This is a genomic window from Streptosporangium sp. NPDC000396, assembly GCF_042898655.1.
Lineage (GTDB): Bacteria > Actinomycetota > Actinomycetes > Streptosporangiales > Streptosporangiaceae > Streptosporangium.
On record NZ_JBIAZA010000013.1, the window covers coordinates 82,572 to 108,948 of the forward strand.

The following is a 26,377-nucleotide window of genomic DNA, read 5'->3' on the forward strand; positions in this document are numbered from 1 at the left end:
AGATCCCATGGTTCTCCGGCCTGGGTGAGGCAACACCGCGTTCGTTTCCACGAATCGAAGGCAGGCCGTTTAGCCCTCTTCTCTCGGGTACTGGGGTTGGGCACGGAGAATCAACCCAAAAGGGAGATGTACACCATGCAGCCTGAGCTCTGGAACTACCGAGCCGATGTTTATGACGTCAACAAGAGTCTCGACATCGTGGGCTACCACGTGGAGGCCACCGACGGGAAGATCGGCTCCGTCGACGAGGCGACCTACGAAGTCGGCGAGAGCTACATCATCGTCGACACCGGTCCGTGGATCTTCGGAAAGAAGGTCATGCTCCCGGCGAGCACCGTGACCAAGATCGACCCGCAGGAACGCAAGGTCTATCTCGCGCGCACCAAGGAAGAGATCAAGAACGCTCCGGAGTTCGACGAGGCGACCTTCAAGGAGTCTGCCTACCGCAGCACCCTGGGCGAGTACTACAACCGTTTCCCCTTCGGCGGCGGTGTTTACTGACCCGGCACCATGAGAAAGGGCCCCGCCACGGCGGGGCCCTTCCGTTCGCCCTGAACTCACCCTCTCGCCCACCTTCAGCTCACACCCTCAACTCACCCTCGCCCACCTCGCCCGCCCTCAACCCGCCCTCAACCCGCTCGCACCCGACGGACGCCCATCCAACAAGCGCCTGTCCAGCGGGCGCTCATCCGAAGTGCGCCCGTTCGGCGGGCCCCGCCGAACGGGCGCCCGCCGAAGCCCCCCAAGCGTGGAGACCTCGGGCCTCAGCCTGGGCAGGACGATCAAGGCCAGGACGGGTCGCCTGTCGGGTCGATGGGGCCTTTGATCACGTCAAGCCGTTCCAGCAGGGTCAGAAAGGTGGACGCGTACGGCGAGTCCCACAGGACCGCCGCGACCCGGTTCCAGTCGACCTGCTCGCGCAGCGCCCGGACCTGCGGAAGCAGCGAGCTGTAGTCGCAGTTGTGTTCCGAGAGCGGCAGCAGCCACGAGATGACCAGGTCGGTGGCCTCCAGGACGGGCACGATCACCGCGGGCACCTTCATCGGCTCGGCCCGCTTCAGCAACTCCGGAGTGACGGGGTGGTTGCAGAGACTGAAGATCAGGTCCACCAGCCTCCCCTCGTCGTAGGCCTTGACCAGCCAGTCCTCCGGCGGTTTGACCGTCTCGAAACCCAGATCGCGCAGTGCTTCCAGAGCGGTCGGCACGTCCTCCTGCGGAAGGACGAAGTCAACATCGTGCAGCGAAGGCGCGGCCCCACGTGCGTACGCGGCACAGCCTCCGGCGAGCGCGAACCTGACGTCCGCGTCCTTCAGCCCGGTGCTTGCCCGCTTCAGCGTTTCCAGGATCGCGTCGGTTACCTCATGGCTGTGGCTTCCCATAACCCCCGCGTACCCCACAAACCCCCAGGTAGGCATGGGAAACCTTGACCCGGGTAATTGGGGCCTATGAATCAGCCGAAACAGGTACAGAACGAAGGGGCGGAGCCCGGCGAGAGCCACAAGGAACGCGTGGACCGGGAGCTCGTCGAGCTCCTCCAGGGCCTTCGGGTCGCCGTCACCGGTGTGCAGGTCTTGTTCGCCTTCCTGCTGACGTTGCCGTTCGCCGCGGGTTTCCACAAGATCGACATCCTCGGCTACTGGCTGTTCTTCATCGCGCTGCTGAGCGCCGCTCTGGCCTCTGTCTGCTTCATCGCCCCCGCCACCCAGCACCGCCTGCTGTTTCGGACGGGGCTGAAGGAGAGGATGGTGCGCCGCGCCAACGAACTCAGCGTCGTGGGGGCCGTGGCGCTCGCGATCGCAATGACCAGTTCGGTCGCACTCGTCGCGGAAACGGTCATCCCCGGATGGCCGGCCGCGCTGCTCGGCGCCTCGATAGCGCTGTCCAGTGCCTGGCTCTGGTTCCTTCAACCAATTGTCGATCTGTATCAAGCCAAAGGCGTTAAATCGTGAATTAGGAGGGCAGGTGCCCCTTATGGCTACTTTGCTCTGGATCATCGCAGTCGTTCTGGTTATCTCCGGGATCTATGTGATCCTGGCTCGTCGCGACCTCCTCTGGGGGATCGTCCTTATCGTCCTCGGCTTCCTCGTAGGCCCTGGAGGTGTGAGCATCTTCAATGTCTGACGTGGGCGGACAACTCGCAGCACTTCACGCCCAACGCCAGACTCACCCCGCATTACCGAAGAAAACAACGGGCCGGGTTCACACCCGGCCCGCTTCTTCATGTCATCACCTGTAGCGGTCCTATTTGGCGCCCCGGTCCCCGAAAGACCGGAATTCCCGGTCGAAGCCGAGTGGTCCGCGGTTCACGGTTCGCCTGACGCCCATGAAAGCTCTTCGCACCGCCAGACGACCGGGAGGCACTCCGCACCGCCAGACGCCCGGAAAGCTTCCCCACCGCCAGACGACCGGGAGGCACTCCGCACCGCCATCCCATGCGCTGGAGCGTCTGTCGATTCCACCTCCGGCTCGGACTACAGGCAGTACACCCCGTACGCCCGCCCCAGCACCGGCAGGGCCACGTTGCGCACGCGGATGCCGCCCGGCGTGATGCCCTTCTCCTTCCCCGCGTGCGCGTGACCGTGAATGATCAGGTCCGCGCCCTCGGCGTCCACCGCCTCTGCCAGCAGGTAGCTGCCGAGGAAGGGGTAGATTTCCAGCGGTTCTCCCTCCAGGGTGTCCTTCACCGGCGAATAGTGCGACAGCACGATCCTGCGGTCGGCCTGGAGCTCCTTGAGCGCCACCCGCCAGCGGTCCGCGATCCGCTTGGTGTGCTCGACGAACGCCTTGATCTCGCGCTCGCCGAAATCGCTGGCGCACTTGCCCGCGTAGCCTCCGCCGAAGCCCTTGCCGCCGACCACGCCGAGCCGTACTCCGTCGATGTCGAGCACGGCCGCGTCGTCGTGCAGGACCTTGATCCCGGCGTCGGACAGCAGGGTCGCGATCTCCGCGGGAAGGTCGGAATGATGGTCGTGGTTGCCGAGCACGGCGACCACGGGGATCGGCAGGTCGCGGAACTCGTCCGCCACGACCTGCGCCTCCTCCAGCGTGCCGTGCCGGGTCAGGTCCCCTGCCAGCAGCAACACGTCGGCGTGCCGGTCGATGTCACGCAGCTGTTCGCGGTAACGCCCCCTGAGGCTCTCATCCAGGTGCACGTCCCCGACCGCTGCGATCCGCAGCTCTCTCACAGCTTCTCCTCCTCCCCGGGGCCCCGGACCTCTGTGACGGTGATCTCGTTGTGGACCGTCAGTCCGGGAGCCGCCTCGCTGGCCACGCTGGCGATCAGCGTCCGGCGCTCGGCGCCGGGCACCTGGCCGCGCAGGAAGAGCTGTTCGCCCCGGACAACGACCCGGATGCCCAGCTCATGGGTTCTCTCGTCCTCGGCCAGCGCGCGCTGCACACGGGCGGCGATGTACTGCGGAGCCTCCATCGTCGAACTCCTCTCGTTCAAAAAGCTCGCGTTCCCGAGAAGCCCGAGGTCAAACGCGTTCAAAACCCCCCGCCAAGAACGAAGGACCCCGGCCCTGTCAGCAGGGCCGGGGTCCTTCACGAAAGATCATTTACCTGTGGCTCTGTGCATGCTCCGGACCGCGACCCTGTCGATCACGGCCCTGACCGTGCCGAAGATCGCACCTTGGATGGCCGCCGCGACCAGGACTTCCCTCCAGCCATACTCGTCGGACGTCGCCTGGGGCGCGTCGTCCTTCCCCACCGCGAACTTCCAGATCCGCTTGAAGATGGCCCCGGCGATGGCACCACCGATCATTCCACTGACGGCGCCCGCCCCCCGGGATACGATCCTGCCCAATGTCCCGTCCCCCGTTCACGCTTGGCAAAGACCACGCCTACCCCGTATGACCGGGCACTAACGGATACGCCCACAGCGGGATGAGCGAGCGGGCCCTCTACGGCCGAAGCCCTCATGACGGAGGGTGGGTGCGAATCACACGACCGGCGGGTCGTCGTAGCGTTCCTCGTAGACACGACGGTGGGTCACCGGGTCCTCGATCACCGTGGTGGGCGCCATCGCCCGGCGGGCGACCCTGAGCCGGTAGACCGCGAACAGCAGCCACGCCAGACCGCCGAGCATCAGGATGACGCCGACGACGTTGATGTCGAATCCGGCGATGTCGAACTCCACCGCCCAGGTGAGGATGGCACCGAGCATGATGAGGACGATGCCGCCTGCGATGGTCATGGAAATCCCTCCTTCGAGCCAACGCCTCCTCCCCTATCCCTCACGCGGATCTCAAACGTCGGCCCTTTCGAGGGCGCCGTGACGTACGGCGGCCCGGTCACCGGCACAGGCCTCACAAGCAGGGGAAAGTCACCCCGGCGCGGGGCCGTACGGCGAGGCGGACGCTCCACCCGCGGAAGGGCGCGCCTCCCGCCGGTGGCCGGGGGTCGCCGGTGGAAGGCGCGCCTCCCGCCCGTGGCTGAGGGGCACTGTCCCAAGGACGTGCCTCCCGCCGGCGACCGGAGGTCACTGTCCCGCAGGCAGGACCGCGCCCTTGTACTTGTCCTCGATGAACTTCTTGACCTCCGGGCCGCCCAGGAGTTCGGCGAGCTTCTTGATCCGGGGGTCGTTCACCTTGGAGGGCACGGTCACCAGACCGTTGGCGTAGGGGTTGCCCTCGCCCTTCTCCAGGATCAGGGAGTCGGTCGCAGGCTGGAGACCGGCCTCCAGGGCGTAGTTGCCGTTGATGATCGCGGCATCCACGTCCTCCAGGGAGCGGGGCAGCTGGGCGGCCTCCAGCGGCTTGAACTGCAGCCCCTTGGGGTTTCCGGCCACGTCGCGCTCGGTGGCCTTGACGCCGACCCCCTCCTTCAGAGTGATCACGCCGTTGTCCGCGAGGAGCTTGAGCGAACGGCCCAGGTTGCTCGTGTCGTTCGGCAGGGCCACCGAGGCACCCTGGGCGAGCTCGGAGACATTCTTGATCTTCTTGGAGTAAAGGCCGAGCGGCTCGATGTGGACCGGAGCGACCCAGCTCAGCTTGATGTTCTTGCCCTTGGAGAACTCCTCCAGGTAGGGGATGTGCTGGAAGTAGTTCGCATCCAGTTGTCCCTCGTCGAGCTGGGTGTTGGGCTGGACATAGTCGGTGAACTCGACGATCTCCAGATTCAGCCCGGCCTTGGCCGCCAGGTTGTCCTTGACGTATTTGAGCACCTCACCATGGGGCACGGGGTTCACCCCGACCTTGAGCGGGGCGTCGGCCTTGGGTGCGGTGGCGGACCCGGCCGTGTCGGCCGAGGTTCCACCGCACGCCGTGAGAGCTCCGGCCAGGATCAGACCGGCCACAACCCCGAACAACTTACGCATGACTCTCCAATATTTCCCTTATATTCAGTAGGAAATATTGCATATAGCGGAGTGCGCGGCCAAATCGATCATTGGCCCAGCAGCGCCAGCATCTGCTTGATCTGCGCCGCGCGTGAGGCCTCGATCCGCGCCGCCAGCTTCTTCACCTCGGCGTTCAGGCCGGTGGCCGTCTCCACCCTGGCCATCTGGATGGCGTCGTCCTGCTGGGCGATCATCATGTTGAGGAACTTCTTCTCGAAGTCGGCCGGCGCCGCGCCCGCGACGGCGGCGATCTCCTCCTCGCTCACTCCCGGCATGCCGCCGTGGGCCGCGTGCTCCTCGGCTTCCGCCGTGGCGGGCTGACCCCAGCCCCGCAGCCAGGCGGCCATCGACGCCGCTTCCACTTCCTGGGTCGTGGCGATCGCCTCGGCCAGCGTCCTGACCTCCTGCCGGGCGGCACGGCCCCGCGCCAGCCGTACCAGCCCCACGCCCTGACCGTTGTGGGGCACCATCATCTGCAGGAACATCACGTCGGCGGGGTTGAAGCCCCCGCCCGCACCCGTGCTCACACCCACGCCCGTACTCGCACTGGCACCCGCACCCGTGCTCACGCCCACGCCCGTGCTCGCGCCGCCGTGCCCCGCAGGCCCGCCATGCCCCGCATGTCCGCCGCGAAGCTCCTGGATGCTGTGGGCGCCGCAGCCGGCCAGGAGGAGTATGCCCAGAACGACCAGGACCGCGCGTTTCATCGAAACTCCTTGATCGCGAAGAGCGCGAAAGCCCGGGCTTCGGCTCGGAGAGGAAGCCGGCGGGACACTCCTGACGAAAACCTCTGAAGAGACGGATGCTCGGACCGGGGCACCCCACCGCCCCGGTCACCATGGATCAGACGAGCTCCCACAGGGCGGGGACGTTCGGCGGCTCCCACCCCGGCAGCGAGGTGTGCGACTGCCGGCACAGGTAGGTCAAGCCACCGTAGGTCACCCGCGCGCCGGCCGTGTAGGCGACGCCCGCGCTCCAGGTGCCGCCCGGCTGGGTCGAGGTCGGCGTGGGCGTCGGGGTCGGCGTGGGCGTGGGAGTAGGGGTCGGAGTGGGCGTGGGGGTCGGGTTACCGCCGCCGAAGTCCACGTCGGAGCAGGTGTAGAAGGCCTCGGTGCTGCCCACCACGCGCTGCCAGATCGAGTAGATGAGCTGGCGTCCGCTCCGCTGCGGGAGGTTGATCGTCCAGTTGGTGAACGTGCTGGGGTTCTGGTTGGTGAACGTCTTGATGTGCTCCAGATCCGACCAGCGCAACGGCTGGGTCGGGTCCCAGCTCTGCTTGGTGATGTAGAACTCGAAGTTGCTGTTCGCGTGGGGCGCGGTCGCGTGGTAGGTGATCGTCAACGGTCCCGGAGAGACCCGCGTGGCGGGCCAGTCGGCTCTGGTGAGGTCCAGACCTCGGTATTTGTCGCGCCCGGCGCCGCACAGCTTGCCGTCCGGAATGATCGCGCGATGGTTGCCTCCCGCCTCAAGCCGGGAGACCTCGTTCCAGTCGTAGAACGCCTGGGTGCCACCGGCCTCTATCGCCGCTTTACACGCCGCCGACCTGGGGGTTTCCGGCCCTTCCGTCTTGCAGACGTAGGCACGGCTGGGCGGGTTCGACATGGATCCGTGGGCGACCGCCGGGGCGGACGGCAGTAGGGCGAGCAGGGATCCGGCGGTGAGCGCGGCGGCTCCGGTGGCCATCTTGTGTCGTGGACGCACGTGGACTCCTCCTGACGGGGAACAGGCGAGAGATGTCCAACGGCCGACGGATAGCACGTTATTAACAAGAAACCTTACTAAAGATTAGGTTCGCAAGGCCATACGTCCCGGCATATCTGCCGAGGGGAACCTCCCTGGGGAGGTTCCCGTCTTGTCAGCCGACGGCGAGGACGACCTTGCCGCGGCCGTGGCCGGTCTCGACCTCGCGGTGAGCGTCCGCGGCCTGGTCCAGCGGATAGGCCCGGCGGACGGGGAAGGTGAGCCTGCCCTGGGCATAGAGATCCGCGAGCTCGGCGAGGCGGGAGGCCAGCCGTACCCCCTGAGTCACCTGGACGCCCAGCTCCTCGGCTTTGGCGTGCTCGACCAGCGTGACGACGCGGTCGCCCTTCACCAGCCGCAGCGACACGTCGAGTGCCGCGCCGCCCGCGCCGTCCAGGACCATGTCCACTCCTCCGGGAGCCAGTTCGCGCACCTGCTCCAGCAGGCCCTCGCCGTAGGTGACGGGAATCGCCCCGAGGGAGCGCAGATAGTCATGGTTCTCCTCGCGTGCGGTACCGATGACCTCGGCCCCCCACAGCCGGGCGAGCTGCACCGCCGCGGTGCCGACCGAGCCTGCCGCGGCATGGATCAGAACCGTGTTCCCCTCCCCCACTCCCAGCTGCTTCAGAGCGATGTGCGCGGTCTGGGTTCCGGCGGTGAAGCCGCCCGCCACCTCCCAGGGCATGTTCGCGGGCTTGGCCGTGACGTTCTCGGCGGGGACCACCACGTACTCGGCATAGGCGTTCAGCAGGGTGAAGCCCAGCACCTCGTCACCGGGCAAGAGCCCCTCGACCCCCGCGCCCACCTGGTCGACAACTCCCGAGAACTCGTTTCCGGGAATCCTCGGCAGGTCTCCCGTCACCCCGGCGGGAGTCCAGCCCTGCCTCACGGCCACGTCGAACGGCTGTACGCCCGCGGCCTTGACCCGCACCCTCACCTGGCCCTCGCCCGCCTCGGGCGTCTCGACCTCCATCACCCGCAGCACCTCGGGTCCACCGAACTCGGAAAAAGCAGCGGCCTTCATCGACAACCCCTTCACTCGTCTTTACCGGCCTCCAGCTTGCAACCTCAACCAATATTGAGGTCAAGGCACGAGCCGTGCTGACCGCGCTCGGGATCACACCGTGGCGGCGTAGTGGGAATTGACCGCGGGCCGGCCGGTGCAGTTGGCCCGGCCCGGTCATTGGAGCCCAGAACGACCAAGGGCGCCCTCCACGATGTGGAGGGCGCCCTTGGCATCGAGTGCGCCGCCAGGGACTCGAACCCCGGACCCGCTGATTAAGAGTCAGCTGCTCTAACCAACTGAGCTAGCGGCGCTTGCGACGGAGGTAACTCTAGCAGCAGCTTCGGTGCGGGTGCACATCAGATGTCCGCTCGGTGACCCCGAAAAGAAGTGGGCCGGACGGTCCCCCAACCGTCCGGCCCCATCCCTGAAAGACTCGGAGCCGGACAGTCCCCCAACTGTCCGGCTCCGGCCTCCTCGCGGGCCTGATCCTTTGTCTCCCCCAAGACGCCGGCGGCTCCGCTCAGGGACGCGATCCCCCTCGCGTCCTTATCCGGTGAAAAGTCTCTGCAATGCTCCCCCCGGGCTTCGCAGAACCCCTTGACCTGCTTCAACAGTACCGAGCCGAATGTAACGAGCGCGTCATACAAGGGTTGATTTTGGCCCTACACCCATACTTGACCCGGTATAGCCGTGCCAGGCTCGCGGTCACGACCACCGTCCACGGCCTGGGCGGCACACCCGGCTATTCGGGCAGTTCGAGCCTGACCTCACTGTTCTCCCGCAGCGCCCGGCTCACCGTGCAGTATTTCTCCTCCACACGGTGAGCGACCGCGCGGAAGACCTCGTCGGCCTTCTCATCTCCCTCGGGGAGCTCCACATCGTAGGTGATGGTGATCGGCCCGAGCAGCGTCGGCTCGACTTTCTCCGCCTGGACGGTCATCGCCAGGCGAACCAGCCGGTGGCCGCGCTGGGCGGTGAGCGGCTCAACCGTGACGATGTTGCATCCGCCGAGCGCGGCGAGCAGCAGCTCCACGGGAGTGAACACCCCCTTCTCGTCGCCGCCGCCCATGGCGACCTCGGCCCCGCGATCGTTGCGAGCCACGAAGCCGTTCTCGGTTCGTTCCACATTCACCAACGCCATGACGCTCCTCCCATAACTCTGGCCGATCAGCCTATCGAAACGGTCAGAGCGGACAGCAGCCTAGGCTTCTGGATGTTTGGACAGATAATCGATGTAGAACGGGCGCAAGGCCTCGCCGAGTTCGCCCTCACCGGACGCCATGGCATCGCTGAGCAGCGCCGACACCCGGCTGAGGTCGTTGACCGTCTCTCCCTCGTTTCCCGCGGACGCCTCCGCCGCCGGAATCACCTTGAGCAGCTCCCACAGGAAGGCGAGGTCTCCGTGGCGCACGGCGTAACGGACCGCGCGATCATGTAGTTCGTGGGCCGACAGCGCCTCAAGCTCGTCCGTTTCCAACAGACTCACCCCCTCACGCCCCTCTTGCCCAGAGTCCGGGTCGATCATGCACGGAGCCGCCCCTCGGGCTCCCGACAGCACGGATCTATCGCTCATCCAATCTCCGTGCGAGGATGCCGAAAATGAGAATCGTCATTAAGGTCCTGGCCGTCGCAGCCGCCTTATGGGCTGCCACCCGGATCGTGAGCGGCATCACGGTGTCCGCCTCGACCACCACCACCCAGATCGGCACGCTCGTCGCGGTCGCCCTCGTCTTCGGCTTGGTCAACGCGGTCCTCAAGCCGATCATCAAGGTCCTCGGCTGTGCCTTCTACGTGCTCACCCTCGGGCTGTTCGCCCTGGTCGTGAACGCCGGCCTGCTGCTGCTCACGAGCTGGATCGCCGCCCAGCTCCAACTGCCCTTCCACGTGGAGGGCTTCTGGGCCGCGTTCTGGGGAGCGATCATCGTCGGCCTGGTGAGCTGGCTGCTCGACCTGGTGCTCGGCGACTGAGCCGGCTCGGGGCTCAGCCGACCGAGCCGCGCTCGCGGAGCTCGGGGGCCTGGACGATGCGCCGCCGGCGGGTGTTGCCGTCGGCGGCGGCCACGACCATGCGGACGGCCGCGCGGACGATGCCGTCGATGTCCCAGTCGACGGTGGTCAGCCCAGGGCTGAGCAGGCCCGACATCGGGTGGTCGTCGTAGCCCATCACGGACACGTCGAAAGGAATCCGCAGGTCCTGCTCGGCCGACGCCGCGTACACCCCGTAGGCGATCGAGTCGGCGAAACAGAAGAACGCCCGGTGCCCGTCGGCCAGCATCTGACGGGCGACGTCGGTGGCGGCCGTCAACGCCTGGGGCGCGGTGGCCACCTCTATGTCCAGCCCCAGCCGCTCCGCCTCGGCCAGGACATGCACGTCGGCGGGCCGGTCAGGGGTGCTGGCCCGGGTCGGGGTGAGAACGGCGACGCGCCGGTGACCCCGGTCTCGCAGGTGCTCCAGCGCCAGGGTCACCCCGGCGCGGTTGTCGAAGACGACTTCTCCCGCCGTGCGGGCCCCGGCCAGCGCGTCACCGATGGACACCACCGGCAGGCTCTCGCACAGCTCGTTCCACAGTGGCGCCGCCGGGTCCACCGGCTGCACGATGAGAGCGTCCACCCGCTGGTCACGAAGCTGCCGGGCCAGCGTGCGCTCTCGGGCCGGGTCACCCGCGGCGTCCAGTATGAGCGCATAGCGATCGTTGTCCTTGAGCGCCCGGCCGATGCCGACGGCCAGTGCCTGTTGCCAGAGGTCCTCAAGGGAGCCGCAGAGCAGGCCGATCATCCCCGTCCGGCCGCTGGCCAGCGCGCGGGCGATCGGATCAGCCTCGTAGCCGAGCTCGGCGGCGGCCCGGCGCACCCGCTCCTTGGTTTCCTCGGATACCTGCATGCCGCGCAAGGCATACGAAACCGAGGCCGGCGAGAGGCCGGTCGCCTTCGCCACCTCACGTATCGTCGCTCGTTTCCGGGGCTGGGACATCAGGCCAGCCTATGCCTCCAACCTTTCCGTGGGGTGTCCTCTGTCGCATCAGCTTGGTCAGGCATTGACAGACATTAAGTGAAACGGTTCACTGAAACGGTTCAGTGAACCGTTTCAGTGAACCGTGTCATCCGGGTGAGTAGTAAGGTCAGACAGGTTACCTATATTCTAGGTAGGGAATACCTCGAAAGGAGGAGGGAGATGACCGTCGACGTGCACCAGCATCTGTGGGCGCCCGCGTTCGTGGACGCGCTACGGCGTCGCACCGCCTCGCCGCGTCTCGACGGCTGGACCCTCCACCTGGACGGCGAGCCCGCCTACGAGGTGAATCCCGACGACCACGACCTCACCAGGCGTCTGGCGCTGAACGAGAACCTCGATCTGGCCCTGGTCTCACTGTCCAGCCCGCTCGGCATCGAGTCGCTGCCACCCGAGGACGCCTGGCCGATCATCGACGCCTACCACGAGGACGCCCGCGCCCTGCCCGCCCCGTTCGGCGCATGGGCCGCCACCTGCCTCAGCCACATCGACCCGCCCAGGCTCGCCAAGGCCCTCGACCACGGGCTCGCCGGGCTGCAGTTACCGGCGACAGCCGTACGGAACGCGGAGGACCTCGCGAGGGTCGCCCCGTTGCTCGACGTGCTCACCGAGCGCGACCTGCCGCTCTTCGTGCATCCCGGTCCCGCCGCCGAGCCCGGGGGGCCCGGCTGGTGGCCCGCCGTCGTGCCGTACGTGCAGCAGATGCACGCCGCCTGGTTCGCCTTCGCCACGTTCGGCCGCCCGCGCCACCCGGGGCTACGGGTCTGCTTCGCGCTGCTGGCCGGGCTGGCCCCGCTCCACTCCGAGCGGCTGATCAACCGGGGCGGTGAGGGCCGGGGCCTGGTGGACCCCGAGACGTTCGTGGAGACCTCCTCCTACGGCCCGCGCGCCATCGACGCGATCATCCGCGAGCTCGGCGTCGACGTCGTGGTCAACGGCTCCGACCAGCCCTACGCCGAAGCCCCCGACCCCGCGCTCGGCGACGCCGCCCGGCACGCCATCGCGGTCACCAACCCCAACCGCCTGCTGAACCGAAAGGAGTCGAGCAAGTGAACCAGTCCCAGGGCCGTGAGCGCTGTGAGCTGTCCGGAGGCCGGCGATGAGCTACGAGGCCCTTCCCGCCCGCGCCCTCGACCGGCGCGAACTTCGCGACCTGGTCGACGAACTGGCCGCAGACCCGTCCCTGTGGGAGGAGCAGGTGAACTTCCCCGAAGAGGGAGGCCGCCACTACGCCTCCCTCTACCGGGACGCCTACGTCGACGTCTGGCTCCTGTGCTGGCGGCCCGAGGACGACACCGGCTGGCACGACCACGACATCTCCTCCGGCGCGGTCCGGGTGGTGGCCGGGACGTTGCTGGAGTGCAACCCCCGCATCGGCGGCGAACACATGGAGACCGTCGTCTCGGCCGGCGAGTCGTTCTCCTTCGGCCCCGACCACATCCACCGGCTGACCGGCGCGGTGGACGGCAGCGTCTCGATCCACGCCTACTCGCCGCCGCTCTGGCGCCTCGGCCAGTATTCGATCAGCGACAGCGGAGTGATGCGCCGCGTCTCGGTCAGCTACGCCGACGAGTTGCGTCCCATGGACGAGATCGAGCGGATGGACGAGGCCGCCGTCGCCTAGGGAGAGTCCTACAGCACCCGCTCCCTGACGGCCCGGGCCATGCCCGGGTCGTCGGCGAAGACGCCGTCCAGACCGAGCCGATAGAGCTTCTCCAGCCAGCCCATGACGTTGCCCGTGGCGCGCGGGAAGGCGGGATTGGCCGGGTCGCCGAGCCGGAAGTCCACCGGAAGCTGGGAGTTCTCGTTTCTGATGGTCCAGGTGTGGACCTTCAGGCGGACCCGGTGGGCGTCGTCGATGAGCGTGGTGGGCTCCAGGAGGCGGCCGTCCGGGCCGGCAGGGACGATCCGCCGGGTGTCCACGCCGACGCCGTCCGCGTAGTCCGCCACCTCGCGCAACCCCTCGGGGGTGACCATGGTGTCGTAGGTGCGCGGGTCTCCGGCCGCCGTCCAGTCGTACGGCGCACCGGTGGCGGCGATCAGCTGGATCAGCGGCAGCCGGGTCTTCTTCCTGAGCTCGCGGAGGTTGGCCGTTTCGAACGACTGGATGAAGACCGGGTCGCGCCGCCCGTGCCAGCCGTACCGGGTGAGCACCTCCAGCAGCGGCTCCTCCAGGGAGAGCCCGATGGAGTCGAAGTAGCTGGGGTGCTTGGTCTCGGGGTAGACGCCGACGCCGTGGCGCTGCGCGAGCTGGACGATCTCCTCGAAGGTCGGGATCTGGGCCATGCCGTTGAAGACGGTGTTGTCCGGGCGCAGGTCGGGGATGCGCTCCTCGGCCTTGAGCGTCTTCAGCTCGGCGAGGGTGAAGTCCTCGGTGAACCAGCCGGTCACCGGGCGCCCGTCGATCGTCTTGGTGGTACGGCGAGCCGCGAACTCGGGACGGCTTTCGACGTCGGTGGTGCCGGAGATCTCGTTCTCGTGCCTGGCCACCAGCACGTGGTCCTTGGTGGAGACCAGGTCGGGCTCGATGTAGTCGGCGCCGAGCGCGATGGCGGTCTCGTAGGAGAGCAGCGTGTGTTCGGGCCGGTGCGCGCTCGCACCCCGGTGTCCGATGACGATGGGGTCGCGGCCACGGTGATCGGCCGTCGCGGGTTCGGGTTGTTGCAGCACAACGGCGACGGTACCGCCCACGAGGGCGGCCATCGTCACGGCCAGGAGCCTACGGATCATGTCAAGGACCGTAGGAGCGGGAGATGGCCGCCAGGTGCCTTCAACCCAACGGGTATCGCACGCCGAGGTGGACAGGAGGGACGTCGAGGAGGCAGGAGACGGGCCTACCGCGGGGGACGGCCCTGTCACAGGGGGTTCAGAACTGTTTGAGAAAACGCGGGCGAACGTGAGTGACCGCATGTTTCGATGAGGGTGTGAAGCTTGCCCAGTGGGCGCGGTCGCAGGGCATTCACCCGCAAACCGCTTACCGATGGTTCCGGGAGGGCAAGATGCCCGTCCCGGCGCGCCGTCTGCCCACCGGCACGATCGTCGTGGACGACCCCGGCCCAGCCGACTCTCGCGGGGCCGCGCCGTATGCCCGGGTGCCCTCGTGAAGGTTGCCCAGGCCTACCGGTTCGCCCTCGACCCCACCCCCGCGCAGGCCACCGCGTTGGCGTCGCACTGCGGCGCGGCGCGGTTCGCGTTCAACTGGGGGCTTGCCCTGGTCAAGGATGCGCTCGACCAACGGGCGGCCGAGCAGTCCTCCGAGGTGCCGGAGGAGTTGCTGACCGAGGTGCCGTGGTCGCTGTACGCCCTGCGCCGGGCGTGGAACGCCACCAAGGGCCGCATCGCGCCGTGGTGGGCGGACAACTCCAAGGAGGCCTACAACACGGGCCTGGACGCTCTGGCGCGGGCGTTGAAGAACTGGGCCGCCTCCCGCAACGGCAGCCGGAAAGGAAACCCGGTCGGGTTTCCCCGGTTCAAGTCCAAGCATCGCGCCGCGCTGTCGTGCCGGTTCACCACCGGGACGATCCGGGTGGAGGCCGACCGCCGTCACGTCACGCTGCCCCGGCTGGGCACGATCCGCACGGCCGAGTCCACCCGCAAACTGGCCCGGCACCTGGAACGCGGGACGGGCCGGATCCTGTCGGCCACCATCCGGTTCGAGGGGGGCGCTGGTTCGTGGCGTTCACCTGCCAGATCGACCGCGACGACCGCGCCCTGGCCCAGCCGGACGCGGTGGTGGGGGTGGATCTCGGGGTGAGGGCGCTGGCGGTGCTGTCCACCGGCGAGACGGTCGACAACCCCAAACACCACCGCGCGGCGCTGCGCACACTCCGCAAACTCAACAAGCGGCTCGCCCGCCGCGCCGGGCCGCGCACCCCGGACGGGAGCAGACGCCAGGCCTCCAAGCGCTGGCACAAAACCAAGATTCACCTGGCCCGGGTGCACGCCCGGGTGGCCGCCCAGCGGCGCGACGGCCTGCACCAGCTCACCACCCGGCTGGCGGCGACCTATGGCACGGTCGTGGTCGAAGACCTCCACGTGGCCGGGATGACAAAGAACCGGCGGCTGGCTCGCGCCATCGCCGATGTCGGCATGGCCGAGACCCGCAGGCAGCTCACCTACAAGACCGCCTGGCGCGGCGGGCGGCTCATCGTGGCCGACCGCTGGTACCCCTCCTCCAAGACGTGTTCCGGCTGTGGCGCGGTGAAAGCCAAGCTCGCCCTGTCCGAGCGCACCTACTCCTGTGCGGCCTGTGGCCTGGTCCTGGATCGGGACGCCAACGCCGCGCGCAACCTGGCCGCGCTGGCGGCCCGGTATGAGCACGACGTCGCCCAGAGTTGCGGGGAGACGGAAAACGCCCGTGGAGCCGGTGTGAGACCCACCGATGGTGGGCGGTCGGCGGAGAAGCGGGAACTCCCTCCGGGAGAACGTTCGCGGCGTAAGTCGCGGGCTGCCTGATGGGTGCTCACATTCGATCACACTTCAGGTAACGGTGGGCCTTCTCCGTCCGGGCGGACGCCACCGGGCGGCCGGCCAGGAATCCCACGGCCAGCTGGAGCGCGCACGCGCCGAGACCGGCCAGCAACGGCCACGTCCAACCACCCGAGGCCTGGTGGAGAACGCCGATCAGGAACGGGCCGACCGCCGCGAGCAGGTATCCGGCGGACTGGGCGACGGCCGACAGCGCGGTCACCGAGGTGGGGTCGGGGGCGCGGAGCGTGATGATGAGCAGGGCCAGCGCGATCGAGGCTCCCTGTCCCAGGCCCAGGATGATCATCCACAGCCAGGGGACGGTGACCGGGGCGGCCAGCACGCCGGCGTACCCGGCGATGGTGAGCACGGCGGCGGCCGTGACGTGCGGCACCTGCGATCTTGCCCGTCCCGCGTGCACCGGGACCGTGAGAGTGGCCACCACCTGGGCCAGGTTGGTCAGGCTGAGCAGGTATCCCGCCTGGTCCGCGGGAATCCCCGCGTCCCGGAAGATCGTCGGCACCCAGGCCAGCACGATGTAGAAGGTCAGCGACTGCAGGCCCATGTAGAAGGTGACGAACCAGGTCATCGGGGTGCGCAGCAGCATGTGGAACGGCCTCGGCACGGTCTCCTGGCGCGCCGGGGGCCGCAGCGTCTGGGGCAGCCAGAGCAGAGCCGCCGCCATCGCCGGGATCGCGGTCATCGCGGTCACCTCGCGCCAGCCGTACGCGGTGGCACGTTCCAGGGGGACCATCAGCCCGGACGCCGCGGCGGAGCCCAGGACGAGACCGGAGACGTATATCCCGGTGAACAGGCCGATCCTCGCGGGGAAGTGCTGCCGGACGATGCCGGGCATGACCACGTTCATGATGGCGATCGCCACACCCGCGACGGCCGCGCCCGCGTAGAGCGCCGGGACGTCGCCCGCGCCGCGCAGCACCACCCCGGCGGCCAGGATCAGCAACCCGGCCATGAGCGTGCGGTCCAGGCCGAACCGGCGGGCGAGCGGCGGGGCGAGCGGGCCGAGCACTCCCAGGCAGACGACCATGATCGTGGTGATCGCCCCGCCCCCGGCGGCGCTCAGCCCCAGGTCGTCCATGATTTCGCCCAGCACCGGCGAGATCCCGGCCAGCGCGGGCCTCAGGTTGAGCGAGGCGAGCACGAATCCCGCGATCAGCAGCACCCGCGACACCCTGACTCCCCGCTCAGACATTGCCCCACTCTCCCACAGCCCCGGCGACGGGGGTCGGGGCGGGGGGCGCAAGCGGGCTCCTCAGCGGGCCCCTCGTGACGTCCGTGATCGCCGGAACGCCTCCGGCCGCTCCCCCGCGAGAGACCGGGCACACGGCCGTCCGGCGGGAGCGACACGGCCTCGCCCCCGAAGGCGTTTGCCGGTTGCCCGGGACGCCCACCTGCGCACGTGACACTCTGTTGTGGTCAACACATCAGGAGGTGAGCATGACCTCGTCAGCACGCGACGGGCTGTTCTCGGGGATGTTCGCCAGGGGCGGGGTCTCGCCGGAGGTCTCGGACGCGGCCTGGCTGGCCGCGATGCTGGACGTCGAGGCGGCACTGACCGCCGCCCAGGCGGGGATCGGCCTGGTACCGGACGAGGCGGCCGCGGCGGTGGAGAAGGCCTGCCGCCCTGAGTTCTTCGACCTGGCCGAGCTGGGCGGCGCGGCCGCCCCGGCCGGGAACCCGGTGATCCCCCTGGTCGCCGCCCTGCGCGAGCGGGTCGAGCCCGACCTGAGGCGGTTCGTGCACTACGGCGCGACCAGCCAGGACATCAACGACACGGCGTCGATGCTGGTCGCCGCGCGCGCCGTCGCGCCACTCCTGGCCGACCTGTCGGCCTGTTCCGACGCCTGTGCGCGGCTGGCTCGGACGCACCGCGACACCGTGATGGCCGGGCGCACGCTCCTGCAACACGCCGTGCCCGTCACCTTCGGGCTGAAGGCCGCGGGCTGGCTGAGCGCGCTCGACCGGTCGCGGGCGGGGCTGGCGGACCTGCGTCTGCCCGTCCAGTACGGCGGAGCGGCAGGCACCCTGTCCGTCCTCGGCGACCGGGGCCACGAGGTGCCGCCTCGCCTGGCGGCCGAGCTGGGACTGGCCGAGCCGGTCCTCCCCTGGCACACCGACCGCGCCCCGGTCGCCTGGCTGGCATGCGCCCTCGGCACGACCGCCGGGACCCTCGGCAAGATCGCCGCCGATGTGAAGCTGCTGGCCCAGACCGAGGTGGGGGAGGTCTCCGAGCCTTCCGCTCCCGGCCGGGGTGGCTCCAGCGCGATGCCGCACAAGAGCAACCCGGTGGGCGCGATGTCCGCGCTCGCCTGCGTCCAGCGCGTTCCCGGGCTGGTGGCCTCGGTGCTCGGCGGCATGGTGCAGGAGCACGAGCGGGCCGCCGGGCCCTGGCAGGCCGAGTGGGAGACGCTGAGCGAGCTGCTCCGGCTGACCGGCAGCGCCGCGTCCTGGCTTCATGAGGTGCTGGAGGGCCTGGTCGTGGACACCGTACGGATGCAGGGCAACCTCGACGTGACCGGAGGGCTGGTGATGGCCGAGCACGTCGTCACCCGGCTCGGTGGCACGCCCCAGGCTCGCGAGCTGGTGGACGCCGCCTGCGCCAGGGCCGCCGCCGAGGGCGTGACGCTGCGGGAGGCGCTGCTCGCCGATCCCCGCGTGGACCTGGCGTTCGGAGAGGTGGACTCCGCCCTGGACCCGTCGAGCTGCCTGGGCTCCGCCGGAGTCTTCGTCGACCGGGCGCTCGACGCCCACGCGAAGACACAGGCGTGAACGCGGTCTCCGGCTGCTCCCGGAGATGATGACAACGTTGTCAACGGGCGGGACTTGGGCGATGATCGGGCCGTGGCAGACAGTATCCGTGGACGGCCCACCATGAAGGATGTCGCGGTGGCGGCCGGGGTCGCACTCAAGACCGTCTCCCGGGTCGTCAACGAGGAGCCGGGAGTCAACTCCGCCACGGCCGAACATGTCCTGTCCGTCATCGAACGGCTCGGCTACCGGCGCAACGAGAGTGCACGGGTGCTCCGGCGGGGCCGTACCGCGAGCATCGGCCTGGTCATCGAGGACGTGGCCGACCCGTTCTACTCCGGGATCAGCCGCGCGGTCGAGGATGTGGCGCTCCGGCACGGCTCGCTGGTGCTCAGCGCCTCCTCCGGAGAGGAGCCCAGGCGCGAGCGGGAGCTCGTCCTCACCTTCTGTTCCCGCCGGGTGGACGGTCTGATCATCGTGCCGGCCGGGTCCGACCACGAATACCTGAGGCCCGAGCTCAACGCGGGCATCGCCGCCGTCTTCGCCGACCGGCCGGGAGGGCTGGACGTGGACACGGTGACCTGCGACAACAAGGGCGGCACGTACGCCGGGGTGAGTCATCTGATCCGGCACGGCCACCGCCGCGTCGCCTTCCTCGGCGACAGCGCGTCCATCTTCACCGCCACCGAGCGCCTGTACGGCTACCGCCGCGCCCTCGGCGACGCGGGCCTCGCCGCCGACGAGTCGCTGATCGCGATGGGGCCGGCCGGGCAGGCCGGGGCCGCGCTGTCCCGGATGCTCTCCGGCGACGACCCGCCCACGGCGGTGTTCACCGGCAACGGCAGGATCACCGTGGCCGTGCTGCGCACCGGGCACCGGCTCCCCATGGTCGGGTTCGACGACTTCGAACTGGCCGACCTGCTGATCCCCGGGGTGACCGTGGTGGCCCAGGACCCGGCCGGACTCGGCCGGACCGCGGCGGAGCTGCTCTTCCGCCGCATCGCGGGCAAACCGGGCGTCGCCGAGCGGATCGTGCTGCCGACCCGGCTCATCCCCCGAGGGTCGGGAGAGCTTCCGCCGCGGGCCTGAGGTGGCGGTACAGCGCGAGAGAACACCCGATGATCGCGACCCCCGCGAGGACGACCGCCATGTGCGGGCTGCTCAGCTCGGAGGCCCCTCCCACCAGGGCGGCGCCCACCGCCTGGCCGGTCATCGTCCCCGCGCTCGCCAGGCCGAAGGACTGCCCCCTGACCTCCTCCGGCACCGCCTCCACGAACCTCCGCTGCAGGCCGAGCTGGTAGGCGGTGCCCGCCGTGGCGAGCAGGGCGATCAGCGCGGCTCCCGCAAGCCCCGGCTGGAAGGCGAACCCGAGCAGCGGCACGCCCGCCAGCACCGCGAGCGGCAGCGCCAGCCGCTCGCGCGCGTGGGGCGGGGCGAACCGGCCGACGACGAAGTTGCCGAGCGCCAGGCCCGCGGACGCGGAGGCGAGCGCGATCCCGGCCGTGTCGCCCAGGTAGGGGACGAGCATCGCCTCGGCTCCCGTCACGAGCGACACCGGCAGCCACTGGGCGAGCAGCAGCCCGCGCACCCTCGCGTCCGCCAGCAGGCTCCGGTTGACCCGCAGGGTCTCCCGTACGGCACCGCCCTCCCCCACGCCCCGGGCGGGGAAGTCGGGCAGGCCGAACCGCAGCACAACGGCGGCCACGGCGGACAGGGCGGCGGTGACGGACAGCGCCCCGGCGGGGCCCGCGGCCACGAGGATGCCGCCGCTCAGGGCGAGACCGCCGATCTGCGACCCGGCGGCGGTCATCGACAGCACGGACCTGGCCAGCACGAACGCGTCGCCCGGCAGCAGCTCGGGCAGCAGGGCGCTGCGAGCCGCCATGAAGACCGGCGAGAACAGCCCGGTGACGAGGATCAGCACCAGCATCGCCCAGACGGGCAGCCCGGCGAAGGCCAGCAGCAGGCAGGTCACCAGCCGGACCAGCTCACCGATGATCATCATCGTGCGCGGCCTGATCCGGTCGGCCAGCGAGAGCAGGAACGTCCCGCCGACGATGAACGGGAGGAAGCCCAGCATGTATGTCGCGGCGGACAGTCCCGGCGACCCGGTCCGCGCGTACACCAGCGCCGACAGGGCCATTATCTTGACCTGGTCTCCGGCGACCAGGAGTGCGAAGCTGCCGAACAGCACCCGGAACTCACGGTTCGCGAAGACCTCGCCGTAGGTCGCGGCGCGTTCTTGTGAGGTGGTCATCGGTGTGGGGGTCATGCGCGCCATGATCGGGTGGCCGGGGGCGGGTGGCTAAGCTTTCGGATATATCCGAAAGGTCGTGCGATGGTTTACCGGATCGAGGTCAGCCCCCAGGACATCGCGGCGAGCAGGTTCGCCATCTCCCCGCTCATGGTGACCAAGCACATGCTCTGGCTTCTGTCCGGGAAGAGGGAAGCCGGAACATGGCGCGCCTGGACAGACCGGGCGCGGGAGCCGTACGAGAACCTGTTGGCCGAACGGCCTGGCCTGCGGCCCATGGTGTCGCTGTTCCGTGACCGGCGATACAACGCCGACTTCCCCGCGCCGCCACCGACGGGGGTGAACACCTCCTTCGAGGTGGAGCTGGCGACCGTGCGGGCCACCCCGGTCGCCCAGGCGCACGCCGAGATCACCAGGAACCTGGACGGCATGGCGCGGCCCCCGAAGGCCGTCATGGACGTGTTGTTCTCCCCCGATGTCGTCCAGCTGTTCGCCGACGCGCTGCAGGCCGTCTGGGACGAGATCGTCGCGCCCTCGTGGCCGCGCTTCCACGCGATCCTGGAGCGGGACGTGGTCCAGCGAGCGGGCCGCCTGGCCACCTACGGCTGGGCGGCGGCGCTCGCCGACCTCGGCCCCCAGGTGCGCTGGCACCCGGACGGCGTCATCGAGGTCTACGCGAAAAGCCCGGACGAGACGCACCGGCTCGGCGGACGCGGCCTGCTCTTCGTGCCGACCGTGCTCTCAAAGGGGGTGGGCTCCTATCTGGAGGACGACTGGCCCTACGCGATCAGCTATCCGGCCCGCGGGGTGGGGATCCCGCACGAGACGCCGGACGGCCTCGCCGGGCTGATCGGCCGCACCAGGACCCGCGTCCTGCTCGAACTGGCCTGTCCGGCGACCACCAGCCAGCTCGTCGCCCTGCTCAGCCTGAGCCTCGGCACCGTCGGCGGCCATCTGGCCGCGCTGCGCGGGGCGGGCCTGGTCACCGGGAGCCGCGTCGGCCGCGGCGTCCTGTATCACCGCACCGCGCTGGGCGACTCCCTTGTCAGCCCTTCAGGGCTCCGGCCATGAGGCCGCGCATGAAGAACCGGCCGAGCAGGACGTAAACGATCATCGTTGGGACCGAGGCCAGCAGGGCCGCGGCCATCTGCTGGCTGTAGGGGACGGTCTGGGCTCCGGCGATGTTGTTGAGCATGACCGTGGTGGGCCAGCTCTGCGGGCCGGTGAGGAAGACGGCGAACAGGAAGTCGTTCCACATCGAGGTGAACTGCCAGATGATCACCACCGCGAAGGCCGGTCCGGAGACGGGCAGCACCACCGACCAGTACGTCCGCAGCATCCCCGCGCCGTCCACCCGGGCGGCCTCGATGAGCTCGTCGGGGACGGTGACGTAGTAGTTGCGGAAGATCAGCGTGCAGATCGGGATGCCGTAGACCACGTGCGCCAGCAGCAGCCCCGGGATCGCCCCGTAGAAGACGCCCGGCGTCCCGGTGAGGGGTTGGGTGATCTCGTTGAGCCTCACCAGGAGCTGGACCAGGGGGATCATGACCCCCTGGTAGGGGATGAACATGCCGAACAGGAACAGCGTGAACAACACGTCGGCACCGGGAAAGCGCCACTTCGACAGCACGTAGCCGTTCATGGAGCCCAGGGCCGCCGAGATCAGCGCACCCGGTACGGCCAGCAGCACGCTGTTCCAGATGCCGGGCGCGAGCTTCTCCCAGGCCACCCGCCACGGCTCGAACGTCCACACCTCGGGCAGCGCCCACGCCCGGCTGGGGTCGGCCTCGGTCAGCGGCTTGAAACTGGTGACCAGCAGCACGTAGACCGGGATCAGGAAAACCGTCAGGAAGGCGATCAGCAACGCCAGCCGGACGCCGTTCGCCCAGTTCACCCGCCGCCCGGCCCGATCGCCCGGCTCGCGGCCGCGCACGGGGGAAGTCCGTGTCCGTATGGCCGTCATGACTTCCTCTCCCGGCGAAGGCTCCAGGCCAGATAGGGGATGACGAACAGGCTCACCGCGAGCACGATGTAGGAGGCGATGGTGGCGCCCTTGGCCGGGTCATGGGAGTCGTAGACCGCCACCCACATGAACACCGCGGGAACGTCGGTGATGATCTGCTTGCCGGAGACCGCGACGATCAGGTCGAAGACCTTCAGCGAGATGTGGCCGAGGATGATCAGCGCGGACAGGGTCACCGGGCGGAGCAGCGGCAGCACGATGTGCCGGTAGACCTGCCACTCGGTGCATCCGTCCACCCGGGCGGCCTCCCGGAGATCCTCCGGGACGCCCCGGAAGCCCGCCAGGAACAACGCCATGACATATCCCGACATTTGCCAGATAGCCGGAATGGCCATGGCCGCCATCCCCCAGTCCGGGTCCCGAAACCACTGCCACTGCAGGAAGTCCAGACCCATGCCGTCGAACAGCCGGTTCAGCCCGACCGCGCGCTCCCCCTGGCCGGAGTTCATCAGCCAGCGCCAGACGACCCCGGTCGCCACGAACGAGATCGCCATCGGGAACAGGTAGATCGTCCGGAACGTCCCCTCGCCCCTGATCCCCTTCTCCATGAGAAAGGCCAGCAGCCAGCCCAGGGCGAGCGCCCCGAGCACGAACACCACGGTGAAGACGATCGCGTGGTTGACCGAGATGCCCCAGCGTTTCTGATCCCAGAGCGTGATGAAGTTCTCCAGGCCGATGAAACTCCCCGCGGAGACCTCGTCGTGCTTGTCGGTCATGGCCAGCCGGAAGTTCCAGCCGAGCATGCCGTACACGAAGACCCCGATGGCGATGATCGACGGCGTGACCAGCAGCAACCCCGGCAGCCACCTGCGCACCCGTGTCACGGACACCCCTTCCACGGGGTACGGCCCGCGATGCCGCGGGCCGTACCGGATATCACTGACCCGAGCTCTTCGCGGCGGCGGCCAGCGAGTTCTGGAGGGCGGCCACGTCCCTGTCGGTGTGGAACAACCCGACCGCCTCGTTGATCGCCACCCGCCAGGCGTCGTTGACGACGACGCCGTGCTGGATGGATCCGGCGAGCTTGTTGTTCCCCCAGTCCTTCAGCGCGTCGGCGAGGTAGTCGGTGTAGAGGGAGGTGTCGGCGTCCTTGCGCGCCGGGATCGAGCCCTTCTTGGGGTTGAAGGCGTCCTGGCCCTCCTTGCTCGCGGCCACCTTCAGCCAGGCCACCGCTCCGTCCCGGTTCGGCGCGCCCTTGGGCAGGGTGAAGCTGTCCGACAGCCACATGAAGGTGCCACCGGTGCCGGGCGACGGCGCCCAGTCGAAGTCGGTCTTGGACTTCTTGCCCAGGCCGCCGTCCGGCGGGTTGTGGAAGTAGCCGTAGGCCCAGTCACCCATGATGGTGAAGGCGGCCTCACCGTCGGCCACCTGCTTGGCGGCGGGCTGCCAGTCGTCGGCAGGCTCTCCGGCATAGGACAGGATCGTCTTGAAGTCGTTCAGCGCCTTGGTCATCGCCGGACCCGACCAGTCGGAGTTCGCGGTCCAGAGCTTGTTGTAGGCGTCGGTGCCGAGCGAGCCGAGCAGCACGCTCTCCAGCAGGTGGACCATCGTCCACTCCGAGCCGATCGAGAGCGGGGTCTTGCCCGTCTTCTTGACCTTCTCCAGCGCCGCGACGAACTCGTCGATCGTCTTGGGCACCTCGGTGACGCCCGCCTCCTTCAGCACGGAGGGGTTGAACCACATCACGTTGGAGCGGTGGATGTTGACCGGGACCGAGTAGATCTGGCCCTGCACGCTGATCTGGTCGATCAGCTGCTGCGGGAAGACGTCCTTCAGCTTGAGCTCGTCGTAGAGGAAGTTGACCGGCTCCAGGTTCCCCGCCTTGATGTATCCCTGCAGCTCGGCGCCCGCGTGACCCTGGAAGGTGTCCGGTGGGGTGTTGGCCTGCAGCTTGCTGGCCAGCAGGGCGCGGGCCTTGTCGCCGGATCCGCCCGCCACGGCCGCGTCGAAGAATGTCAGGTTGCTGTTCTGCTTCTCGAAGATGTCCTTCATGGCCTTCAGGCCGTCGGCCTCACCCGGTCCCGTCCACCAGGAGAAGACCTCAACCTTCTTCTTGCCGTCGGCCTGCGGGCTCTGCTTGGCGCCGCCGCCGTCGCCGCAGGCGGTCAGGGTGAGCAGGCCTGCCACGGTGACCGCGACGGCCGCCATCCACCGTCGTCGCATAGCTTCCCGTCCCTTCGGGGTCGAGGTTTCACAGGTCCCCCGAGAAAGATGACAACGTTGTCAGTAGATCAATCAACCCACTTGCCACCGAGCGACGTCAAGGTGTGTGTGAATAACTTCTGAGCATCCGGTGTCACAGGCGTTCCGTGGATCGTTCCGGGGGTGGGGGCGACGATCCACGGGCGGCCCGATGGGCTCGGAGGGCCCGGCGGCACCGGGGCGCGAGGTGCTTTTCCCGAGGCCGGTCCCTAGTGCCGTGACCGGGAAGGTCTACCGGGTTGCGCGCCGTCCGAAGGCGCCGGTCACGCCCGTGCCGCTGCTCGCCGTACCGGCACCCAGAAACACCACGAACCCGGTGAAGGTATGCGGTCACCGCACTAGACACGCTGGACGGCCCCGTCGGACAGGGCCATGACGGTGACGCCGAAGTCGTGGATGGTCGCCGACAGCCCGGTGGCCTGGAGACCAGGAGCCACCACGACCAGCGCGCCGCGCATCAGCGCCAGCCCGACCAGCGTCGTCATCGCCAGGACGCACGTCAGGGGCCAGGTCACCAGCAGAACGTCCGACTTGCCCAGCTCGGCGATCCCGTCCAGCGCGTGCATCCGCGCGATCAGGTCGTCGTGGGTGAGCACGCCCCCGTCCTCGGTCAGCAACGCGGGCTGGTCGGACGGGTCGAGGAGAGGCAACGGGCCGGGTTCGAGCAGCAGCAGGTCGGCGAAGTCGACGGTGTCACGCGCCCGGCCGAACGCGATCACCTGGCGGACCCGTGAGGCCTCGGCGGCCCGTAACGACGTCTCCGCCAGGTGAGGTGTCGTGATGAGCAGCCGCGCGTCCCACCGGGCCAGCAGGTCGACGATCTCCCCGTTCCTGGACGCGACGGGCGCGGCCACCCCGCCGGCCGCGATGACGGTGTGCACCGCCAAGGTCTGGGCGGCGGCGTTGTCCACGTGGATCCCAGCCACCTGGCGCCTCCGTGCACCTCGCCGGACCAGCCCCGAGGCTCCCATCATCACCTCGCCCACCAGGCGGCGGTAGCCGTACATGACCCCCGCGCCGAGGTCGATCAGCGCGGGCCGGTCGCCTCGCTCGTACGCGCAGCCGAACACCGCGTCCGTGACGGTGCTCCTGGCGGACGTGGGTCTCATGCCGCCGACGGTACGGCCGGCCTCTTCGTCCGGGCATCGGCAGATGTATGCAGCCGAGTGTGTATTCGAGGCCGTTCTTCCCGATCTTCCTGAGACCTTCCACAAAGGGCGCCCAGAGGGCAGACTCCTCTACGGGCTCGTCCTGCCCTGGAGGGCGGGCCTGGACCCTGCGCGACCCAGGCCCGCCGCCGCGTGACCCGCGGCCTTGGCCCCCACCCCTCCGAGAAGACCCCGGCCTTCAAAAGAGACACGCGACGCTCCGGCGTGCTCGACCGAGACGCCGGGGATGGTGTGGGCCTGCCGTACCGTGCCCCCGTCGTGGCGGGCGCGACGCGAAAGGCTGGGCGTCATCGGTCGAACACGAGGGAACCGTACGGCGGGCAGCGGGTCCGGCGCATGCTCCGGACTGCGTATCCCGAGGTGTATCTGCGTGGTCGCCGATGTGTAGGCGGGGTGTGT

At 69.0% G+C, this 26,377-nt stretch carries 31 protein-coding genes and 1 tRNA gene; 12 read left to right on the forward strand and 20 right to left on the reverse strand.

The window, feature by feature from the left end; all coding sequences use genetic code 11:
* Positions 1-135 precede the first annotated feature (135 nt).
* Positions 136-501, forward strand: a complete 366-nt coding sequence (locus ACFY2X_RS21965; RefSeq protein ID WP_389940453.1) for a PRC-barrel domain containing protein — start codon at positions 136-138, stop codon at positions 499-501.
* A 281-nt stretch (positions 502-782) separates the two neighbouring features.
* Here ACFY2X_RS21965 and ACFY2X_RS21970 read toward each other — a convergent pair whose 3' ends face one another.
* Entirely contained in the window at positions 783-1,379 is a 597-nt protein-coding gene (locus tag ACFY2X_RS21970; RefSeq protein WP_389940455.1) for a nucleotidyltransferase family protein, read from the reverse strand.
* Between the two features lie 66 nt (positions 1,380-1,445).
* Here ACFY2X_RS21970 and ACFY2X_RS21975 point away from each other — a divergent pair, with 66 nt between their 5' ends.
* Both ACFY2X_RS21975 and ACFY2X_RS21980 read left to right on the forward strand, forming a co-directional pair.
* On the forward strand, positions 1,446-1,949 hold the full coding sequence (locus tag ACFY2X_RS21975; RefSeq protein WP_389940457.1) for a DUF6328 family protein: 504 nt from the start codon (positions 1,446-1,448) through the stop codon (positions 1,947-1,949).
* A gap of 22 nt (positions 1,950-1,971) precedes the next feature.
* Positions 1,972-2,121 (forward strand): GPGG-motif small membrane protein, encoded by a 150-nt coding sequence (locus ACFY2X_RS21980; protein WP_184719841.1) that lies wholly within the window; start codon positions 1,972-1,974, stop codon positions 2,119-2,121.
* A 350-nt stretch (positions 2,122-2,471) separates the two neighbouring features.
* Here ACFY2X_RS21980 and ACFY2X_RS21985 read toward each other — a convergent pair whose 3' ends face one another.
* The 11 genes from ACFY2X_RS21985 to ACFY2X_RS22035 form a co-directional block, all read right to left on the reverse strand.
* Positions 2,472-3,185 (reverse strand): metallophosphoesterase, encoded by a 714-nt coding sequence (locus ACFY2X_RS21985; protein ID WP_389940459.1) that lies wholly within the window; start codon positions 3,183-3,185, stop codon positions 2,472-2,474.
* Positions 3,182-3,427 carry a BON domain-containing protein gene (locus tag ACFY2X_RS21990; RefSeq protein WP_389940461.1) on the reverse strand — a complete coding sequence of 82 codons (246 nt, stop codon included), beginning with the start codon at positions 3,425-3,427 and terminating at the stop codon, positions 3,182-3,184. The genes ACFY2X_RS21985 and ACFY2X_RS21990 overlap by 4 nt, the downstream gene beginning before the upstream one ends.
* Before the next feature lie 126 nt (positions 3,428-3,553).
* Positions 3,554-3,805 carry a DUF4235 domain-containing protein gene (locus ACFY2X_RS21995; protein ID WP_389940463.1) on the reverse strand — a complete coding sequence of 84 codons (252 nt, stop codon included), beginning with the start codon at positions 3,803-3,805 and terminating at the stop codon, positions 3,554-3,556.
* Between the two features lie 135 nt (positions 3,806-3,940).
* A complete protein-coding gene (locus tag ACFY2X_RS22000) occupies positions 3,941-4,195 on the reverse strand; it encodes a DUF6458 family protein (protein ID WP_389940465.1) in 255 nt (84 codons plus the stop codon).
* 285 nt (positions 4,196-4,480) lie between these two features.
* Positions 4,481-5,317 carry a MetQ/NlpA family ABC transporter substrate-binding protein gene (locus ACFY2X_RS22005; protein ID WP_389940467.1) on the reverse strand — a complete coding sequence of 279 codons (837 nt, stop codon included), beginning with the start codon at positions 5,315-5,317 and terminating at the stop codon, positions 4,481-4,483.
* 68 nt (positions 5,318-5,385) lie between these two features.
* Complete coding sequence (locus tag ACFY2X_RS22010) at positions 5,386-6,045, reverse strand: DUF305 domain-containing protein (RefSeq protein WP_389940469.1); 660 nt, start codon at positions 6,043-6,045, stop codon at positions 5,386-5,388.
* A gap of 136 nt (positions 6,046-6,181) precedes the next feature.
* Complete coding sequence (locus ACFY2X_RS22015) at positions 6,182-7,039, reverse strand: lytic polysaccharide monooxygenase (protein ID WP_389940471.1); 858 nt, start codon at positions 7,037-7,039, stop codon at positions 6,182-6,184.
* A 154-nt stretch (positions 7,040-7,193) separates the two neighbouring features.
* The gene (locus ACFY2X_RS22020) at positions 7,194-8,102 is read right to left on the reverse strand and encodes an NADP-dependent oxidoreductase (RefSeq protein ID WP_389940473.1); all 909 of its coding nucleotides are present in this window, start codon (positions 8,100-8,102) and stop codon (positions 7,194-7,196) included.
* A 219-nt stretch (positions 8,103-8,321) separates the two neighbouring features.
* Positions 8,322-8,395: transfer RNA gene (locus ACFY2X_RS22025), tRNA-Lys, on the reverse strand.
* Between the two features lie 431 nt (positions 8,396-8,826).
* Complete coding sequence (locus ACFY2X_RS22030; protein ID WP_389940475.1) at positions 8,827-9,225, reverse strand: OsmC family protein; 399 nt, start codon at positions 9,223-9,225, stop codon at positions 8,827-8,829.
* A gap of 60 nt (positions 9,226-9,285) precedes the next feature.
* On the reverse strand, positions 9,286-9,570 hold the full coding sequence (locus tag ACFY2X_RS22035; RefSeq protein WP_389940477.1) for a hypothetical protein: 285 nt from the start codon (positions 9,568-9,570) through the stop codon (positions 9,286-9,288).
* Between the two features lie 113 nt (positions 9,571-9,683).
* Between ACFY2X_RS22035 and ACFY2X_RS22040 the strand changes: the two genes are divergently transcribed.
* A complete protein-coding gene (locus tag ACFY2X_RS22040) occupies positions 9,684-10,052 on the forward strand; it encodes a phage holin family protein (protein ID WP_389940479.1) in 369 nt (122 codons plus the stop codon).
* A 13-nt stretch (positions 10,053-10,065) separates the two neighbouring features.
* Here ACFY2X_RS22040 and ACFY2X_RS22045 read toward each other — a convergent pair whose 3' ends face one another.
* Positions 10,066-11,055: a LacI family DNA-binding transcriptional regulator gene (locus tag ACFY2X_RS22045; protein ID WP_389940481.1), complete on the reverse strand. Its 990-nt coding sequence runs from the start codon at positions 11,053-11,055 to the stop codon at positions 10,066-10,068.
* Positions 11,056-11,256: 201 nt separating this feature from the next.
* Here ACFY2X_RS22045 and ACFY2X_RS22050 point away from each other — a divergent pair, with 201 nt between their 5' ends.
* On the forward strand, positions 11,257-12,147 hold the full coding sequence (locus ACFY2X_RS22050) for an amidohydrolase family protein (RefSeq protein WP_389940483.1): 891 nt from the start codon (positions 11,257-11,259) through the stop codon (positions 12,145-12,147).
* 46 nt (positions 12,148-12,193) lie between these two features.
* A complete protein-coding gene (locus ACFY2X_RS22055) occupies positions 12,194-12,718 on the forward strand; it encodes a cysteine dioxygenase (protein WP_389940485.1) in 525 nt (174 codons plus the stop codon).
* Positions 12,719-12,726: 8 nt separating this feature from the next.
* Here ACFY2X_RS22055 and ACFY2X_RS22060 read toward each other — a convergent pair whose 3' ends face one another.
* The gene (locus tag ACFY2X_RS22060) at positions 12,727-13,824 is read right to left on the reverse strand and encodes a glycerophosphodiester phosphodiesterase (RefSeq protein ID WP_389940487.1); all 1,098 of its coding nucleotides are present in this window, start codon (positions 13,822-13,824) and stop codon (positions 12,727-12,729) included.
* A 194-nt stretch (positions 13,825-14,018) separates the two neighbouring features.
* Between ACFY2X_RS22060 and ACFY2X_RS22065 the strand changes: the two genes are divergently transcribed.
* Genes ACFY2X_RS22065 through ACFY2X_RS22075 form a run of 3 tightly spaced genes read left to right on the forward strand, consistent with a single transcriptional unit; the run spans position 14,019 to position 15,549 of the window.
* A complete protein-coding gene (locus tag ACFY2X_RS22065) occupies positions 14,019-14,198 on the forward strand; it encodes a hypothetical protein (RefSeq protein ID WP_389940489.1) in 180 nt (59 codons plus the stop codon).
* The gene (locus ACFY2X_RS22070; RefSeq protein ID WP_389940491.1) at positions 14,195-14,848 is read left to right on the forward strand and encodes a helix-turn-helix domain-containing protein; all 654 of its coding nucleotides are present in this window, start codon (positions 14,195-14,197) and stop codon (positions 14,846-14,848) included. The genes ACFY2X_RS22065 and ACFY2X_RS22070 overlap by 4 nt, the downstream gene beginning before the upstream one ends.
* Positions 14,767-15,549, forward strand: a complete 783-nt coding sequence (locus ACFY2X_RS22075; protein WP_389940493.1) for an RNA-guided endonuclease InsQ/TnpB family protein — start codon at positions 14,767-14,769, stop codon at positions 15,547-15,549. Before ACFY2X_RS22070 ends, ACFY2X_RS22075 begins: the two co-directional genes overlap by 82 nt.
* 7 nt (positions 15,550-15,556) lie before the next feature.
* Here ACFY2X_RS22075 and ACFY2X_RS22080 read toward each other — a convergent pair whose 3' ends face one another.
* On the reverse strand, positions 15,557-16,774 hold the full coding sequence (locus ACFY2X_RS22080) for a CynX/NimT family MFS transporter (protein ID WP_389940495.1): 1,218 nt from the start codon (positions 16,772-16,774) through the stop codon (positions 15,557-15,559).
* Positions 16,775-17,019: 245 nt separating this feature from the next.
* Here ACFY2X_RS22080 and pcaB point away from each other — a divergent pair, with 245 nt between their 5' ends.
* The gene (gene pcaB / locus ACFY2X_RS22085; RefSeq protein ID WP_389940497.1) at positions 17,020-18,351 is read left to right on the forward strand and encodes a 3-carboxy-cis,cis-muconate cycloisomerase; all 1,332 of its coding nucleotides are present in this window, start codon (positions 17,020-17,022) and stop codon (positions 18,349-18,351) included.
* A 72-nt stretch (positions 18,352-18,423) separates the two neighbouring features.
* A complete protein-coding gene (locus ACFY2X_RS22090; protein WP_389940499.1) occupies positions 18,424-19,419 on the forward strand; it encodes a LacI family DNA-binding transcriptional regulator in 996 nt (331 codons plus the stop codon).
* Here the strand turns inward: ACFY2X_RS22090 and ACFY2X_RS22095 are convergent.
* Entirely contained in the window at positions 19,379-20,602 is a 1,224-nt protein-coding gene (locus tag ACFY2X_RS22095; protein ID WP_389940501.1) for an MFS transporter, read from the reverse strand. The two genes, ACFY2X_RS22090 and ACFY2X_RS22095, sit on opposite strands and share 41 nt — an antisense overlap.
* A gap of 66 nt (positions 20,603-20,668) precedes the next feature.
* Between ACFY2X_RS22095 and ACFY2X_RS22100 the strand changes: the two genes are divergently transcribed.
* Positions 20,669-21,655 (forward strand): ArsR family transcriptional regulator, encoded by a 987-nt coding sequence (locus ACFY2X_RS22100; RefSeq protein WP_389940503.1) that lies wholly within the window; start codon positions 20,669-20,671, stop codon positions 21,653-21,655.
* Here ACFY2X_RS22100 and ACFY2X_RS22105 read toward each other — a convergent pair.
* From ACFY2X_RS22105 to ACFY2X_RS22120, 4 genes are all read right to left on the reverse strand, one after another.
* The gene (locus ACFY2X_RS22105) at positions 21,630-22,547 is read right to left on the reverse strand and encodes a carbohydrate ABC transporter permease (protein WP_389940505.1); all 918 of its coding nucleotides are present in this window, start codon (positions 22,545-22,547) and stop codon (positions 21,630-21,632) included. The two genes, ACFY2X_RS22100 and ACFY2X_RS22105, sit on opposite strands and share 26 nt — an antisense overlap.
* Positions 22,544-23,431 (reverse strand): carbohydrate ABC transporter permease, encoded by an 888-nt coding sequence (locus ACFY2X_RS22110; protein ID WP_389940507.1) that lies wholly within the window; start codon positions 23,429-23,431, stop codon positions 22,544-22,546. Before ACFY2X_RS22110 ends, ACFY2X_RS22105 begins: the two co-directional genes overlap by 4 nt.
* A 52-nt stretch (positions 23,432-23,483) precedes the next feature.
* Positions 23,484-24,770, reverse strand: coding sequence for an ABC transporter substrate-binding protein (locus ACFY2X_RS22115; protein WP_389940509.1), 1,287 nt, complete (start codon positions 24,768-24,770; stop codon positions 23,484-23,486).
* A gap of 377 nt (positions 24,771-25,147) precedes the next feature.
* Positions 25,148-25,918, reverse strand: coding sequence for an AMP-binding protein (locus ACFY2X_RS22120; protein WP_389940511.1), 771 nt, complete (start codon positions 25,916-25,918; stop codon positions 25,148-25,150).
* Positions 25,919-26,377: the final 459 nt, after the last annotated feature.